Source organism: Thioalkalivibrio sp. ALE21, from assembly GCF_003208255.1.
Lineage (GTDB): Bacteria > Pseudomonadota > Gammaproteobacteria > Ectothiorhodospirales > Ectothiorhodospiraceae > Thioalkalivibrio > Thioalkalivibrio halophilus.
Genome location: NZ_QKMA01000002.1, coordinates 221260 through 237387, shown reverse-complemented (window position 1 = coordinate 237387; position 16128 = coordinate 221260). Strand labels below are relative to the sequence as shown.

Below are 16128 nucleotides of genomic sequence, written 5' to 3'. Positions count from 1 at the left end.
ATGACCACCTTCGACAGCACCAAGCGCTCGCTGCCCGAGCTGCTCAGGGACATCACCACCGGCAAGATCCAGCTGCCGGACTTCCAGCGCGGGACGACGACCACGTGCAGAGCCTGCTGGTCAGCATTGCGCGCTCGTTCCCGGTGGGTGCGGTGATGCTGATGGAAACCGGGGGCGAGGTGCAGTTCCAGACGCGCCCGGTGGAAGGGATCGATCCGAACGGTGCGGCCGGTGAGCCCGACCAGTTGATCCTGGACGGTCAGCAACGGTTGACCAGTCTGACCCAGGCGGTGGGGCTGGAGACGCCGGTGGATACCCGGACCTCCAAGGGCAAGCCGATCAAGCGTCACTACTACTTCGACGTGCGCATGGCGCTGGAAGGGGAGGACCGCCTGGAAGAGGCGGTGTTCGCGGTGGACGAGAACCGCCAGACGCGCACGAACTTCGGCCGCGACGTGGAAATCGACCTCTCCACCCGCCAGCTGGAGTGCGAGCGGCTGTGCTTCCCCTGCGACCGGATCCTCGACGCCTCCGAATGGCTGCAGGACCTGTTCCGCTACAACCAGGAGGCCATGGGCGAGTTCCTGGAGTTCCAGAAGCAGATCATCAGTGCCTTTTCCTCCTATCAGTTGCCCGTGATCGAGCTGAAGAAGGAGACCTCCAAGGAGGCGGTCTGCCTGGTGTTCGAGAAGGTGAACACCGGTGGGGTGCAGCTCTCGGTGTTCGAGCTGATCACCGCCAGCTACGCCGCCGAGGGCTACAACCTGCGCGACGACTGGTACGGCTCCGATATCCGCAATGTCCCCTCCCGGCAGGCTCGGCTCGCGCAGCATGAACTGCTGGCCGATGTGGAGAACACGGACCTGCTGCAGGCGATCACGTTACTGCACACGCGCGAGCGCAAGCAGGAGGATATCGCCGCCGGAAAGCAGGGCAAGCAGGTGCGGCCGGTCAGCGCGAAGCGTGCCTCGGTGCTGGACCTGCCGCTGGAGGCCTACAAGCGCTGGGCCGACGCGGTGGAGCAGGGCTTCGTCGAGGCGGCGTATTTCCTCAAGGGCGAGTGTTTCTACAGCCGCCGCGAGCTGCCCTACGCCACTCAGCTGGTGCCGCTGGCCGCCGTGATGACCCTGCTGGGCAACCGCTGGCGCGAGCCGCGCATCCACAACAAGCTCTCCCGCTGGTTCTGGAGCGGCGTGCTGGGCGAACTCTACGGCGGCGCCGTGGAGACCCGCATCGCCCTGGACCTGGAGGAGCTGATGCACTGGTTCGAGGACGACGACGCGCTGCCACGCACCGTGGTGGACGCCTCGTTCGACCCGGCACGCCTCGATACCCTGCGCACCCGCCTGAGTGCGGCGTACAAGGGCATCAACGTGCTGATCCTGCGCGAAGGCGCCCGGGACTTCTTCTGGAAGGGCGATATCCAGGCCCTGGACCAGCAGGGCGTCGAACTGGACATCCACCACATCTTCCCCCGGGCCTGGTGCGATGGCCGGGAAATCCCGCCTCGGGTGTACGATTCGATCGTCAACAAGACGCCGATCTCGTTCAAGGCGAACCGGATGATCGGCGGCGATGCGCCCTCTGACTATCTGCAACGCCTGCAGAACCACGAGCAGGTCCAGCTTGGCGACGCGGATATGGATGCCATCCTTGAGGGCCACCGCATCCCGGTCGACGCTCTGCGCGCGAACGACTTCGATGCCTTCTACCAGCAGCGCAAGCGCCGCCTGCTGGAGATCATCGAGAAGGCGATGGGCAAGAAGGTACTCATGGGCACTGACGAAGGCATCGACACGTACGAAGATTCCATTGCACCGGAAGAGTTCTCTTAACGGGTAGAAACCGGAGCGCTGCCAATGCCGACCTACGGAAACATCCTTCTGCGTCAGGACGGGAGCGTTGCTTTCACGACCGCTCGCCGTTCCGCGTTGGGGTTCACTGATGGCCGGGACGAAGCCTGGCTGCGCGATGTTCTGGTCGGCAATCCGGAACTGCTGCCTATCGAGGAGATCGACCCCTCATTCGCACCTCTGATCCCGCTTTGTACCGAGCTGCAAACCGAGGCTGGCCCGGTGGATGCGGTGTTCATAAGCCCCTCCGGTCGGCTGACGCTGGTGGAGTGCAAGCTGTGGCGCAACCCCGAAGCCAGGCGCAAGGTGATCGCCCAGATCCTGGACTATGCGCGGGCCGTCTCCGGTTGGAGTTACGCCGATCTGCAGCGCCGGGTGGCGGCCGCCACCGGTCGTAAGGGGAATGCACCGTTCGAGACCGCCCGTGAGGTGCAGCCCGACTTGGACGAGGCGGCCTTCGTCGACGCCACAGCCAAAGCGTTGCGGGAGGGGCGCTTTCTGCTTCTGATCGCCGGTGACGGCATCCGCGAGGGGGTCAGCGGCATGGCGGAGCTGATCACCCGCAACGCGGCGCTTGGCTTCAGCTTCGGTCTGGTGGAAGTGGCCCTCTACGAATTCGGCGAGCAGGGCCTGGTGGTGCAGCCTCGAGTCGTGGCGCGGACGGAGACCATCGAACGCACCTTCCTGCGCGTGGGGGATGAGGGAGAGCGCCTTCAGGAAGTGACGGATGATACGGAAGAGGAGGGGGAGCCGGTATCACGCGCCGACGAACGCGCCTGGTGGGAGCCGCTGACCCGGATCAGCTTTGATGATCCCGAGCAGGAACCGCCCGCCTACCGTCCGCGCAACCATGTTCGGGTGCCGATGCCGTATCCAGGGGTCTGGATCACGGCCTTCAAGTTGATGTCCGACGGGGTGTGTGGGGTCTTCCTTGCGGGCAGAAAGACCGATCTCCACCAGGCGCTCGACCGGCTGAACGAGGAGCGCGAGGCGATCCTGGCCGAGCTGCCTGGGGTGTCGCACTCTCGTTACTCGTACGATCCTGAGCGGCCCGGATTTTCCATCTACGCCGACCTGAACGATTTCGAGACCGACGAGGCCTGCCGGGAGTGGTTGGCCCAGCAGCTCAATCGCTACGTGAACGCCTTTCGGCCCCGACTGAAGGCGATGGCCCGGTGAGAGGCACGGTACGCGTGAACCCTATGGAAGCGGAGCGGACATGAGCCGGTATCGAGCGACCGGGCCGGAGGGGAGTGCTGAGCCCGGCTCTGACGGTCGGGTGTTGGCGAACAAGATGGGTATTACCGATCAGCGCGAGCTGGACGAGGCGGAGGCCCAGCTGTTGCGAATGCTGTACGAGGAGGTATTTGCGAACCTGGAGCCAGACCAGCCGCTGGATGTGCCCCTGATCAAGCATTGGCACCGCCGCTGGTTGGGCAACCTCTATGACTGGGCCGGTCAAGAGCGGCAGGTCAACCTGCAGAAGGACGGCTTCATGTTCGCCGCGGCTTCACAAGTCCCGTACCTGCTGAAGGAGCTGGACGAGAAGTGGCTGAAGACGCGGACCCCATGCTGTGACATGGCGCGTGACGAAGCGATCCTCGTGATCGCGGAGATCCATGTGGAGTTGATCCTGATTCACCCGTTCCGGGAGGGGAACGGGCGGATCGCACGCCTTCTCGCTGATGCGATGGCGTATCAGGCGGGTATCGGGCCGATGGACTACAGCGACTGGGATACGAACAAAGCCGAGTATATCGCGGCGATTCACGCCGGGTTGGGCGGCGATTACCAGCCCATGGTCGAGCGGGTCAGCCGAGCCGCAGCGATTTGAGGCGCGGGTTGGGTTTGCGCAGCCGGGCTTCAATGGCCTTGCTGGATTCGCCGGTTTCAACCGCCGTCGAGGTCGCGACCGCCCGGATGATGGCCTCGCGGCTCACCGGTTTGCGGGATGTTTTCTTGGGGGGTGCTTTCATGGCGAACTCCTCGCAGTGCAGTTCTGATTATACGCTTTGGGCCAACTCGTTGCCCATGGTACGGAGGACGAAGTTGGCACAGTTGCTATGCTGATCCCACAGACCACTGGAGCGCGGTATGGCCGGGCCGGAATACACGGACGTTGAGAAGCCGCTGATCGATCAGCTGGTCGGGTTGGGGTGGACGCACCTGGCCGGGTCGCTCGAGGATCCGGGCGTGACCCACCGCGAGAGCTTTGCGCAGGTGGTGATGGAACCGGTGCTGCGCGAGCGGGTGCGGGCGATCAACCTGCGCGCGGGCGAGCCCTGGCTGGACGAGGGGCGCCTGGACCAAGTCGTGTCGGCGGTTACGCGCATCCCGGCCAGCAAGGTGATGGAGGCGAACCGGCAGGCGACCGAGCTGCTGCTGGGCGGCCTGAGCGTGGAGGGCCTGCCGGACTGGGACGGCGGCCGGGGCCAGACCATCCGGCTGATCGACTGGGACGAACCGGCGAACAACCACTTTCTGGTGGTGAACCAGTTCAAGGTGAAGTGCCCGCCCGGGTTCGACGTCGGCAAGGGGCACATCATCCCGGATCTGGTGCTGTTCGTGAACGGCATCCCGCTGGTGGTGGTGGAGTGCAAGAGCCGCACGGTGCCGGAGGGCATCAGCCAGGCGGTGGACCAGTTGCGCCGGTATCACGACCAGCGCTTCCAGGATTTCGAGGTCGAGGAGCACGAGGGCGCGCCGGCGCTGTTCGCGACCAGTCAGCTGCTGGTCGCCAGCAACTTCGACGAGGCGCGCGCGGGCACTGTGGGGGCGGCGTTTGCCCACTACCTGAGCTGGAAGACGGTGGTGCCGCGGCGCGAATCGGAGGTGGCCGAGGCGCTGGGCGTGGCGGAGCTCTCCGCCCAGCAGCGCCTGGCGGCGGGGATGCTGGCGCCGGATACGCTGCTGGATATCGTGCGCCACTACACGCTGTTCATGAACGCGGGCGGGCAGACGATCAAGCTGGCCTGTCGCTATCAGCAGTACCGCGGGGTGACCCGCGCGATCGAACGGCTGAAGACCGGGGCGACCCGCCGCGAAGACGGCGAGGTGGACCGGCGCGGCGGGATCATCTGGCACACCCAGGGCAGCGGGAAGAGCCTGTCGATGGTGTTTCTGGTGCGCAAGCTGCGCACGGACCCGGAGCTGCGCCGCTTCAAGGTGGTGGTGATCACCGACCGCAAGGACCTCCAGGCCCAGCTCTCGGAGACGGCCGCGCTGACCGGGGAGACGGTGGCGACCGCAGTGAATACCGGGCGCCTGAAACAGCTGCTGGCCCGGGAGGGGCCGGGGCTGGTGTTCGGCACCATCCAGAAGTATCGCGACCCCGACACCGAGGGGGAGGGCGCCGCCGGCGAGGCGCCGGGGGACGCGGCGCAGGACGATCTGCGCGAGGTGGCGGAATCGCCCGGCGAGTACGCGACCCGGGCGGCCCCGAAGCGTACCGAACCCTTCGAGGTGCTGAACACCAGCGAGGACATCCTGGTGCTGGTGGACGAGGCGCACCGGACCCAGGCCGGCGACCTGCACGCCAACATGATGCGCGCGTTGCCCAACGCGGCCCGCATCGGCTTCACCGGTACGCCCATCATCATGGGCGACAAGAAGCGCACGCACGACATCTTCGGCGACTACATCGACCGCTACACCATCAAGGAGGCGGAGCAGGACGGCGCCACCGTGCCGATCCTGTACGAGGGGCGCACGGTGAAGGGCGCGATCAAGGACGGGGCCAGTCTGGACGGCCTGTTCGAGGACCTGTTCCGCAGCTACAGCAAGGAGGAGCTGGAGGCGATCAAGAAGAAATACGCCACCAAGGGGCAGATCTTCGAGGCGCCACAGCTCATCCGCGAGAAGGCCGCGGACATGCTGCGCCACTACGTGACCCACATCCTGCCGAACGGCTACAAGGCGCAGCTGGTCGCCTACAGCCGGCGGGCGGCGGTGCGCTATTTCGAGGCCCTGAACGAGGCCCGGGACGAGCTGTTGCAGGAGGCGATGGCGCTGTCGGTGGAGGACAAGCAGCTCGACGATACGCAGCTGGTGGCCCGGCCGGAGCGGGTGAAGGCGGCGATCCAGGCCTGGCGCTATCGCGATCTGCTCCGGCGTCTGGAGTTTGCCGTGGTGATCAGCGGCGGCAACAACGACGATGCGGCGTGGGCGCGCTGGACCGACCGCGGCGCGGTGGAGAACCACATCCAGCGCTTCAAGAAGCCGCTGACGCACGACGACCCCGAGAAGGCCGACCCGCTGGCCTTCCTGATCGTGAAATCCATGCTGCTCACCGGCTTCGATGCGCCCATCGAGGGGGTGATGTACCTGGACCGTTCGATCCGCGAGGCGGAGTTGCTGCAGGCGATCGCCCGGGTCAATCGCACCGGTCACCGCAAGACCCACGGCATTGTGGTGGACTACTTCGGCGTGGCCAATCACCTCAAGGAGGCCCTGGCGGCCTACAGCGAGGAGGACATCGAGGGCGCCCTGCAGAGCCTGAAGGACGAGATCCCGTTGCTGCGCGATCGTCATCTGCGCGCGGTGGACGTGCTGCGCCAGCAGGGCGTGGAGCGCCTGGAGGACGTGGAAGAGGCGGTGCAGGCTCTTGCGGACGAGCGGGTGCGGGCCGAGTTCACGGTGAAGCTGAAGGAGTTCAGCCAGAGCCTGGATGACGTGCTGCCACGCCCGGAAGGGCTGGAGTTCGTAAACGACGCGAAGCAATTAGCCTATATCCACGCGCTGGCCCGCAACCGCTACAAGGATGTGCCGTCGCTGGGGCATGACGTGGGCAACAAGGTGCGCAAGCTGATCGACGAGTACGTGATCTCGCTGGGCATGGACCCGCGCATTCCGCCGGTTCAGCTCACGGATGCCGAGTTCGACAAGCACGTGAACCGTCAGGTGGGCGATCGCGCCAAGGCCTCCGAGATGGAGCACGCGGTCCGCTCCCATATCCGAAAGCACCTGGACGAAGACCCGGTGAAGTACGGGCGGCTGAGCGAGCGGCTGGAGGAACTGCTGCAGCAGCTGGATGGCCAGTGGGCGGAGCAGGTCGATGCACTGGAGGGGCTGATCCGGCAGCTGCGGGAGGATGAGCCCGTGGACGGCGAGGCGCTGCCCGGCCTGCCGGCCCACGCCGTCCCGTTCTGGCGTGAACTGGTGCAGAGCACCGGTGCGGACGGCGCTCCGACGGGGGACACCGAAGCGGGGCGGCTGATCCACGTCACCGAGGGGCTGCTTGGGGTGATCCAGGACGAGATCGACGTGCCCGATTTCTGGAAACCGTCCCATATCCCGGACCAGGAGCGGCTGAAGGGCCAGCTGTTCCAGCACCTGGTGGAGCGGGACGTGGTGCCGGTGGAGGAAGTCGAGCCGCTGGTGGAGCGCCTGTTCGATCTGGCGCGGGCCAACCACGACCGCCTGGTCAGCGCATGACGGAGCTACAGGTAGAAGACCTGACCTTCCGGGTGCGGGAGAGCCGGCGCCGCAAGACACTGGAGATCACCGTGGACCGGGATGGCGGGCTGTTCATCGCGGCACCGGCGGGGACCGACCCGGAGCAGATCCGAACCTTCGTGGTCGAGAAACGCGGGTGGATCTACCGGAAACTGGCGGAAAAGGCCCAGCGCCACCGGCCACTGCCAAGGAAAGAATACGTGGATGGCGAGGGCTTCCTGTACCTCGGGCGCAGCCATCGCCTGAAGACGGTCCCGGCGGCCGCGCAGGCCGTTCCCCTGAAGCTCGATGGCGGGCGTTTCCGGATCCGCGAAGATGTCCTGAGCGATGCCCAGCGGCATTTCATCCAGTGGTACACCGCGCGCGCGAACGACTGGCTGGGCCGCCAGGTGGATGCCCACGCGCAGCGCCTCGGCCTGTCGCCCGCGGGCGTCCGGGTGCAGGATCTCGGGTTCCGCTGGGGCTCCTGCGGCCGGGGCGACTGGCTCTACTTCCACTGGAAGACGATCCTGCTGCCCCGCAATATCGCCGAATACGTCGCGGTCCACGAGCTGATCCACCTGCACGAGCCCCACCACACGCCCGAGTTCTGGCGCCGCCTCGAACGCGCCATGCCCGACTACGACCAGCGCAAGCGCTGGCTCGCCGAACACGGTATCGAAGTGGAGGGGATCTGAGCCATCCGGGCATCTCTGGTGACGCTCAAACCTCATCTGGGGAAGTCGCCAATGGCTGTACTCCGAGGCGATACCGGGCATGTAGCGGGTACATGCGGCCCCAAGTGGTACAAATCCGGGTACACAAACGAAAAAGGCCAGCCCGAAGGCTGGCCTAAGTCGTTGTTTTGTCTGGCTCCCCGGGACGGGCTCGAACCGCCGACCTAGTGATTAACAGTCACCCGCTCTACCGACTGAGCTACCGGGGAATTAGCCGCGTATCGTATAGCTCGATCCGGGGTCCGTCAAGCGTTTCGGGAGGCGAACTCGCGCAGGCGTTCCAGTGCCTTGTCCAGCATCTCCAGGCTGGTGGCGAAGGACACGCGCAGATGCCCGGGGGCCCCGAACGCGCTGCCCGGGACCAGGGCCACGCCGGCCTCGTCCAGCAGTCGCTCGCCGAGGGCCACGTCGCTGTCGACCCCGGCACGTTCCATCAGGCCGGTGACCCGCGGGAAGCAGTAGAAGGTACCGTCGGGCATGCGGCATTCGATGCCGTCGATGGCGTTGAGGCCGTCCACCACGTGCCGCGCGCGCTGGGCGAACGCCGAGCACATCTGGCGTACGCAGGTCTGGTCGCCGTTGAGGGCGGCTTCGGCGGCCGCCTGGGCGATGGAGGTCGGGTTGGAGGTGCTCTGCGACTGGATCTTCTTCATCGCGCCGATCAGCTCGGCGGGGCCGCCGGCGTAGCCGATGCGCCAGCCGGTCATGGCGTACGCCTTGGACACGCCATTGAGGACGACAGTGCGCTCCAGCAGGTCGGGGGCTGCGTTGACGATGTTCACGAACTCGGTTTCGCCGAAGCGGATGTGTTCGTACATGTCGTCGGTGGCGATGACGATCTGCGGATGGCGCCGCAGCACCTCGGCGAGGGCCTCCAGTTCACCGCGCGAGTAGGCGGCGCCGGTGGGGTTGGAGGGGCTGTTCAGGAAGATCAGCCGGGTGTTGCCGGTGATCGCGGCTTCGAGGGTCTCCGGTCGCAGCTTGAAGCCTTCTTCCTGCGAGGCGCTCACGATGACGGGCCGCGCGCCGGCCAGCATCGCGATGTCGGGGTAGGAGACCCAGTAGGGGGCCGGCACGATCACTTCGTCACCCGGATTGAGCAGGGCCTGGCACAGGTTGAAGATGCTCTGCTTGCCGCCGGAGGAGACCAGGATTTGCCCGGGAGTGAACGTGAGCTCGTTATCACGTTCAAACTTGCGGATGATGGCGTCCTTCAGACCGGCCGTGCCGTCGACCGCGGTGTACTTGGTCTCACCGCGGGCAAGCGCATCAATCGCCGCCTGCTTGATATGCTCCGGCGTATCGAAGTCCGGCTCGCCGGCCCCCAGCCCCACGATGTCGCGGCCTTCGGCGCGCAGCCGGGCGGCCAGGGCCGTAACGGCCAGGGTGGGGGAGGGCTGGATGCGCTGTACACGATCGGATAGCTGGATTTCCAAGGGACTGCCTCGATGTGGATGGGGTCGAGCAGGCGGAGAGGCCGACCGGCTCGCGGCCCGAAATGATACTGAAATCAGACGCGGAGGATAAGCGGTTGGCGGAACATGAAGATGGAACGTTCCGGGTGGTATCGAAATACCAGCCGGCGGGGGACCAGCCCCAGGCCATTCGCGAACTGACCCGGGGCATCGAAGACGGCCTGGCGCACCAGGTCCTGCTGGGCGTGACGGGTTCGGGCAAGACCTTCACCGTCGCCAACGTGGTGGAGAACCTGCAGCGCCCGACGATCGTGCTGGCGCCCAACAAGACGCTGGCCGCGCAGCTCTACGGCGAGTTCAAGGAGTTCTTCCCCAACAACGCGGTGGAGTATTTCGTTTCGTATTACGACTACTACCAGCCGGAGGCCTACGTCCCGTCCTCGGATACGTATATCGAGAAGGACGCGTCGATCAACGACCACATCGAGCAGATGCGCCTGTCGGCCACGCGCGCGCTGCTGGAACGCCGCGATGCCATCATCGTCGCCTCGGTCTCGGCCATCTACGGCCTGGGCGACCCGCGCAAGTATCTGTCCATGGTGCTGCACCTCAAGCGCGGCGAGCGCATCGACCAGCGCGACCTGCTGCGGCGCCTGGCCGAACTGCAGTACACCCGCAACGACACCGAACTGCGCCGCGCGACCTACCGGGTGCGCGGCGAGGTGATCGACATCCATCCGGCGGAATCCGAACGCGAGGCGGTACGCATTGAGCTGTTCGATGACGAGATCGAGCGGCTGTCGTACTTCGACCCGCTGACCGGCGAGGTGTCGGGCACGGTGCCGCGCCTGACGATCTACCCCAAGACCCACTACGTCACCCCCCGCGAGACCCTGCTGGAGGCGGTGGACAAGATCCGCGACGAGCTGAAGGAACGCCTGGATTTTCTGCGCCAGGAGAACCGGCTGGTGGAGGCCCAGCGCCTGGAACAGCGCACCCAGTTCGATCTGGAGATGATCCTGGAGATCGGCTACTGCAACGGGATCGAGAACTACTCGCGCTATCTCTCCGGACGCGCGCCGGGCGAGCCGCCGCCGACCTTCTTCGACTACCTGCCCGAAGACGCCTTGCTGGTGATCGACGAGTCGCACGTGTCGGTGCCGCAGGTAGGCGGGATGTTCAAGGGCGACCGTTCGCGCAAGGAGACCCTGGTGGAGTACGGCTTCCGCCTGCCGTCGGCGCTGGACAACCGGCCGATGCGCTTCGAGGAATTCGAGCAGCTGATGCCGCAGACCATCCACGTCTCGGCCACGCCGGGGCCGTACGAGCGCGAGCACGCCGGCGCCATCATCGACCAGGTGGTACGGCCCACCGGGCTGCTGGACCCGGAACTGGAGGTGCGCCCGGTAGCTTCCCAGGTGGACGACTGCCTGTCCGAGATCCGCGACCGGGTGGAGCGCGACGAACGCACCCTGATCACCACGCTGACCAAGCGCATGGCCGAGGATCTGACCGACTACCTGTCGGAGCACGGCGTGCGCGTGCGTTACCTGCACTCGGATATCGACACGGTCGAGCGCATGGAGATTATCCGCGACCTGCGTCTGGGCGAATTCGACGTGCTGGTGGGGATCAACCTGCTGCGCGAGGGCCTGGACATGCCCGAGGTCTCGCTGGTGGCGATCTTCGATGCCGACAAGGAGGGCTTCCTGCGCTCCGACCGCTCGCTGATCCAGACCATCGGGCGCGCCGCACGCAACGTGCATGGCAAGGCCATCCTGTATGCCGACACGGTGACCGGATCCATGCGCCGGGCAATCGACGAGACCGAACGCCGCCGCGCCCGCCAGATCGAGCACAACGAGGCCCACGGAATCACGCCCGAAGGCATCCACAAGAGCGTGGCGGATATCCTCGAGGCCGGGCAGGCCGCGCCCGGCACACGGCGCAAGTCCGGCGAGCGCAAGGGCGCGGACAAGAAGGTGGCCGAGGAGGCCGCCGACTACGTCGACGCGCCACAGAATGCGGCGCGCGAGATCGAGCGTCTGGAACAGGAGATGTTCCAGAAGGCGCGCGACCTGGAGTTCGAGGAGGCGGCGCGTCTGCGCGACCGCATCGAGAAGCTCAAGGCCCTCGCTTTCCTGCCCGAGGCCTCGCTATCCTGATGCGCCCCTGACACCCCGGACCCGCCCATGCGCACACAGGATCCCCGCCCGCCCGGCGTGGTCATGCTCGACCTCGTCGGCACCGAACTGACCACCGAAGACCGCGAACGCCTTCAGCACCCCGCGACCGGCGGGGTGATCCTGTTCGACCGCAATGTCGGCGGGCCCGAACAGGTGCGCGCCCTGACCGGCGCGATCCGCCGTGAGCGCCCCGAACTGCTGATCGCGGTGGATCAGGAAGGAGGGCGGGTACAGCGCCTGCGCGAGGGCTTCACCCGCTTCCCGCCGATGCGCAGCCTCGGGGAGCTGCATGACCAGGTGCCGACACGGGCGCGCGAACTGGCCCGTGCCGCCGGCGAACTGCTTGCCCTGGAGCTGCAGTCGGTGGGCATCGATTTCAGCTTTACGCCAGTGCTGGACCGGGATCTGGAGATCAGCGAAGTCATCGGCGACCGTGCATTTCATGACGATCCCGCGGTGATCGCGGAACTCGGGCTGGCATTCGTACGCGGTCTGACCGCCGCCGGCATGGCCTCGGTGGGCAAGCATTTCCCCGGACACGGGGCCGTGGCCGCAGACTCGCACGTGGCCGTGCCGGAGGATCCGCGCCCGCTGGCCGAGATCGAGGCCGGAGATATCGAGGCATTCCGGCCACTGACAGGGCATCTGGAAGGGATGATGCCGGCGCATGTAGTGTATTCCGCTGTGGATGCACGGCCCGCCGGATTCTCCCGTACCTGGCTTCAGGCCATCCTGCGCCGTGAGACGGGCTTCCAGGGGGCGATCTTCTCCGACGACCTCGCGATGGCCGGCGCCGAAACCATGGGCTCGCCCGCCGAGCGGGCGGACGCAGCCCTGGAGGCGGGCTGCGACATGATCCTGATCTGCAATCGCCCGCAGGAGGCCGATACAATCCTCGATCACCTGCGCGAACACCAGCAGAATGCCGACACCCGGGCGCGCCTGCGGCGCATGCACGCCCGGGCCGTGGAGAGCGATCCGCGCCGTCGCGAGGCCCTGCGCGTCCAGCTGCACGCCTGGCTGGAAGCGGGCCATGCAAGCCCGACGAAGGGTTCCTGACCGCAGCGTTTGCCGCCCCGTTGGCGCCGGGCTACCGACCCGCCTATAATGCGCCACCGGTTCGACACTGAGCTGCTAATAATATACTTAACCAATCCCACAATGATGGAGAATCGTCATGGCCGATAAGCTCATGATCGTCATGGTCAACACCGACCCGAACAATCCGTCCGAACTCGGCGCCCCGTTCTTCCAGGCCACCGTGGCCGCCGCCATGGAATACGACGTCGAGGTCGTGATGACCGGCCGTGCCGGCGAACTGGCCAAGAAGGGCGTGGCCGAGAACCTGTTCGTGCAGGAAGGCAGCAGCAAGAGCGTCTACGACTTCATCAAGGACGCCCACGAAGCCGGCGTCGTGCTGAAGGTCTGCACCCCGACGCTGGACCTGTGGGGCAACGACCTGATCGACGAAGTCGAGGAAACCGTGGGCGGCGCCTACGTGATCTCCGAGGCGATGGACGACGACACCGTCACCTTCACCTACTGAGGCGAAGCGACGGAATCCGTCGAGTGACCGGCCGGCCCCAGCGTCGGCCGGTCCTGTTTCGGGGCGGGGCATTCGCCACGCCCGCAGGCCGGGACTCCGCTTCCGGCCCCAGACGACCGGGGACCCGCATGAATCCCGAACAGGCACGTGCCACGCTCCGCGACGCCGACTGTCTGTACAGCCGTGACGCGGTGGAAACCGCCATCGACCGACTGGCCGAACGCACCGCGCATCAACTGGCGGACGAGAACCCGCTGGTGCTGGGCGTGATGAACGGCGGAGTGGTCCTGCTGGGCGGGCTGCTCACCCGCTGGTCCTTCCCCATGCAGGTCGATTACCTGCACGCTACCCGCTATCGCGGCGCCACGCGCGGCGAGGAACAGCTGCACTGGCTGTCCCTGCCGCACCAGTCCATGCAGGGACGCACCGTCGTGATCGTCGACGACATCCTCGACGGCGGCATCACCCTGGCCGGCATCCAGAACTTCTGCCGGGAGCAGGGCGCCCGTCGCCTGGTCACCATCGTGCTGGTGGACAAGGCCAACCCCGAGCGGGACCCGTCGATTACGGCCGACCATGCCGCCCTCGAAGCGCCGAACCGCTATCTGTTCGGCTACGGGATGGACTACCAGGACTATCTGCGCAACGCGCCCGGCATATTTGCCGTGGCCGAAAACTGAGACACCATACCCGACCAGCGAATCACGAGAGCGCGCGATGACCGCACCCCGACTGGCCATCATTGGCGGCACCGGACTGACCCGACTGAAGGACCTGGAGATCACCCACCGTCGGGTGATGCACACGCCGTATGGCGAACCCTCCGGCCCGCTGGTGTTCGGACACCTCAACGGCATTGAGACGGTGTTCCTGCCGCGGCACGGGGCGCGTCACACCATCCCGCCACATCAGGTGAACTATCGCGCCAATGTCTGGGCCCTGCACAACACCGGGGTCGAGGCCGCCATCGCGGTGGCGGCGGTCGGCGGCATAACCGAATGCATGCAGCCGGGGCAGCTGGCAATCCCCGACCAGATCATCGACTACACCTGGTCGCGCGCGAACACCTATTTCGAAGGTGGCCACCTGGACGAGGTCACCCATGTAGACATGACCTGGCCGTACTGTCCCGAGGTTCGCGAAAAACTTCTGAACGCAGCCGGCGAGCTGGAACTACCTGTCTGCGAGCAGGGGACCTACGGTGCTACCCAGGGACCGAGGCTCGAAACCGCGGCGGAGATCGACCGCATGGAACGAGACGGCTGTGACCTGGTGGGGATGACCGGCATGCCGGAAACGGCTCTGGCTCGGGAGCTGGGCCTCAGTTATGCGGCCTGTGCGGTGATTGCCAACCGTGCCGCCGGGCGCAGCAAGGGCGAGATCACCATGGACGAGATCGGGCGCAATCTGGAAACCGGGATGGAGCAGGTCAAACGTCTTCTTGCTCGCGTGATCGCGAGTCTCGACTGAAGGGGTGCACGCAGACGAGCGTGCTTCTCCGTCCATCTACACGATTTAACATAATATTCATTATGCGACATTACATGGACACAGGAAGGAATCGGTTGACGCGATACGCTGATTACGCGCCGTGTCGTCAGTCGCGGGTGGCGATGTCGATGCCCTCGCCCATGACGTCCACGAGGAAGTCGATCTGCTCCTCGGTGATCACGTAGGGGGGCATGAGATAGGAGACATTGCCCAGCGGGCGCAGCAGCGCTCCCCGGGTCAGACCGTGCCGGTAGATGGAGAGCCCCCGCCGTTCCTGCCACGGATACGGGGTCCGGCTGGCCTTGTCCTGCACCAGCTCGACCGCGGCGATCATGCCGTGCTGGCGCACGTCGGCCACGTGCGGGTGATCGTTGAGCGGTCCCAGGCGCCGTGCGATGTGCGCTGCCAGCTCGCGATTGCGTTCCAGTACCGGTTCGGAGTCGAAGATGTCCAGCGTCGCCAGCGCGGCCCGGCAGGCCAGCGGGTTTCCGGTGTAGGAATGCGAATGCAGGAACATGTTGAGCTTTTCGTAATCGTCGTAGAACGCCTGGTAGACCGTATCGGTGGTCAGCAGCGCGGCCATCGGCAGATAACCGCCGGTCAGCCCCTTGGACAGGCACAGGAAGTCGGGCGTGATCGGCCCCTGCTCGCAGGCGAACAGGGTCCCGGTACGGCCGAAGCCCACCGCGATCTCGTCGGCGATCAGGTGCACGCCATGGCGGTCGCAAGCCTCGCGCAGCAGGCGCAGGTATTCCGGGTCGAACATGCGCATGTGACCGGCGCACTGCACCAGCGGCTCGACGATGACCGCGGCGACCTCGTGGGCGTGGCGTTCCAGCGCCTGTTCCATGTGCGCGAACTGGCGGCGCGCCACATCGGCGCAGTCCTCGCCCGGCTCGCGGTGAAAGCAGTCGGGGCCCGGGACATTGATCACGTCCAGCATCAGCGGCTCGTAGGTGTGCCGGTACAGCGGCACGTCACTGACCGAGAGGGCCCCGATGGTCTCCCCGTGATAGGCGTTGGAGAGCCCGATGAAGCGGGTTTTCTGCGGCTGGCCGACATTGCGCCAGTAGTGGAAGCTCATTTTGAGCGCCGCTTCCACGCCGGCCGAGCCGTTGTCGGCCAGGAACACCCGATCGAGGCCCGCCGGCGTTATGTCGATCAGGCGTTCGCTCAGCTCCACCACCGGTTCATGGGTGCAGCCGGCCAGGATGACGTGCTCCAGGCGGTCGACCTGGTCCTTTAGCGCGTCGTTGATGCGCGGATTGGCGTGGCCGAACAGGTTCACCCACCACGAGCTGATCGCGTCGAGGTAACGGTTGCCGTCGAAATCGTACAGCCACACGCCCTCGCCCCGCTCGATCGGCAGCAGGGGAAGCGTGCCCTCCTCCCCGTAATCCTTCATCTGGGTACAGGGATGCCACAGGGCACGCAGGTCCCGCCGGCGTACGTCTTCGTTGCTCATGG

General features: G+C 66.1%; 14 protein-coding genes and 1 tRNA gene. 11 read left to right on the top strand and 4 right to left on the bottom strand.

The window, feature by feature from the left end:
- Genes D893_RS13890 through D893_RS02765 form a run of 4 tightly spaced genes read left to right on the top strand, consistent with a single transcriptional unit; the run spans position 1 to position 3687 of the window.
- A complete protein-coding gene (locus D893_RS13890; RefSeq protein WP_246863867.1) occupies positions 1-156 on the top strand; it encodes a hypothetical protein in 156 nt (51 codons plus the stop codon).
- Positions 105-1835 carry a DUF262 domain-containing protein gene (locus D893_RS02775; protein ID WP_246863866.1) on the top strand — a complete coding sequence of 577 codons (1731 nt, stop codon included), beginning with the start codon at positions 105-107 and terminating at the stop codon, positions 1833-1835. The genes D893_RS13890 and D893_RS02775 overlap by 52 nt, the downstream gene beginning before the upstream one ends.
- Positions 1836-1859: 24 nt before the next feature.
- Entirely contained in the window at positions 1860-3032 is a 1173-nt protein-coding gene (locus tag D893_RS02770; RefSeq protein ID WP_110619090.1) for a hypothetical protein, read from the top strand.
- A gap of 40 nt (positions 3033-3072) precedes the next feature.
- Positions 3073-3687, top strand: a complete 615-nt coding sequence (locus tag D893_RS02765; RefSeq protein WP_018946000.1) for a Fic family protein — start codon at positions 3073-3075, stop codon at positions 3685-3687.
- Here the strand turns inward: D893_RS02765 and D893_RS13800 are convergent.
- On the bottom strand, positions 3665-3829 hold the full coding sequence (locus D893_RS13800; protein WP_168409923.1) for a hypothetical protein: 165 nt from the start codon (positions 3827-3829) through the stop codon (positions 3665-3667). The genes D893_RS02765 and D893_RS13800 overlap by 23 nt on opposite strands.
- A 118-nt stretch (positions 3830-3947) precedes the next feature.
- Here D893_RS13800 and D893_RS02760 point away from each other — a divergent pair, with 118 nt between their 5' ends.
- Entirely contained in the window at positions 3948-7286 is a 3339-nt protein-coding gene (locus D893_RS02760; RefSeq protein WP_110619089.1) for a type I restriction endonuclease subunit R, read from the top strand.
- A complete protein-coding gene (locus D893_RS02755; protein ID WP_110619088.1) occupies positions 7283-7984 on the top strand; it encodes a SprT family zinc-dependent metalloprotease in 702 nt (233 codons plus the stop codon). Before D893_RS02760 ends, D893_RS02755 begins: the two co-directional genes overlap by 4 nt.
- Positions 7985-8156: 172 nt before the next feature.
- Here D893_RS02755 and D893_RS02750 read toward each other — a convergent pair.
- Together D893_RS02750 and D893_RS02745 are read right to left on the bottom strand one after the other, a co-directional pair.
- Positions 8157-8232: transfer RNA gene (locus D893_RS02750), tRNA-Asn, on the bottom strand.
- 36 nt (positions 8233-8268) lie between these two features.
- Entirely contained in the window at positions 8269-9459 is a 1191-nt protein-coding gene (locus D893_RS02745; protein WP_018946004.1) for a pyridoxal phosphate-dependent aminotransferase, read from the bottom strand.
- Between the two features lie 62 nt (positions 9460-9521).
- Here D893_RS02745 and uvrB point away from each other — a divergent pair, with 62 nt between their 5' ends.
- From uvrB to D893_RS02720, 5 genes are all read left to right on the top strand, one after another.
- Complete coding sequence (gene uvrB / locus D893_RS02740; protein WP_110619087.1) at positions 9522-11603, top strand: excinuclease ABC subunit UvrB; 2082 nt, start codon at positions 9522-9524, stop codon at positions 11601-11603.
- Positions 11604-11630: 27 nt separating this feature from the next.
- Entirely contained in the window at positions 11631-12683 is a 1053-nt protein-coding gene (nagZ, locus tag D893_RS02735; protein WP_018946006.1) for a beta-N-acetylhexosaminidase, read from the top strand.
- A gap of 118 nt (positions 12684-12801) precedes the next feature.
- The gene (locus D893_RS02730; protein ID WP_018946007.1) at positions 12802-13170 is read left to right on the top strand and encodes a DsrE/DsrF/DrsH-like family protein; all 369 of its coding nucleotides are present in this window, start codon (positions 12802-12804) and stop codon (positions 13168-13170) included.
- A 128-nt stretch (positions 13171-13298) separates the two neighbouring features.
- A complete protein-coding gene (locus D893_RS02725; protein WP_018946008.1) occupies positions 13299-13850 on the top strand; it encodes a hypoxanthine-guanine phosphoribosyltransferase in 552 nt (183 codons plus the stop codon).
- A 37-nt stretch (positions 13851-13887) separates the two neighbouring features.
- Complete coding sequence (locus D893_RS02720) at positions 13888-14640, top strand: S-methyl-5'-thioinosine phosphorylase (protein ID WP_018946009.1); 753 nt, start codon at positions 13888-13890, stop codon at positions 14638-14640.
- A 127-nt stretch (positions 14641-14767) separates the two neighbouring features.
- Here D893_RS02720 and D893_RS02715 read toward each other — a convergent pair whose 3' ends face one another.
- Positions 14768-16126 carry an adenosylmethionine--8-amino-7-oxononanoate transaminase gene (locus tag D893_RS02715; RefSeq protein WP_110619086.1) on the bottom strand — a complete coding sequence of 453 codons (1359 nt, stop codon included), beginning with the start codon at positions 16124-16126 and terminating at the stop codon, positions 14768-14770.
- Between the last annotated feature and the right edge of the window lie 2 nt (positions 16127-16128).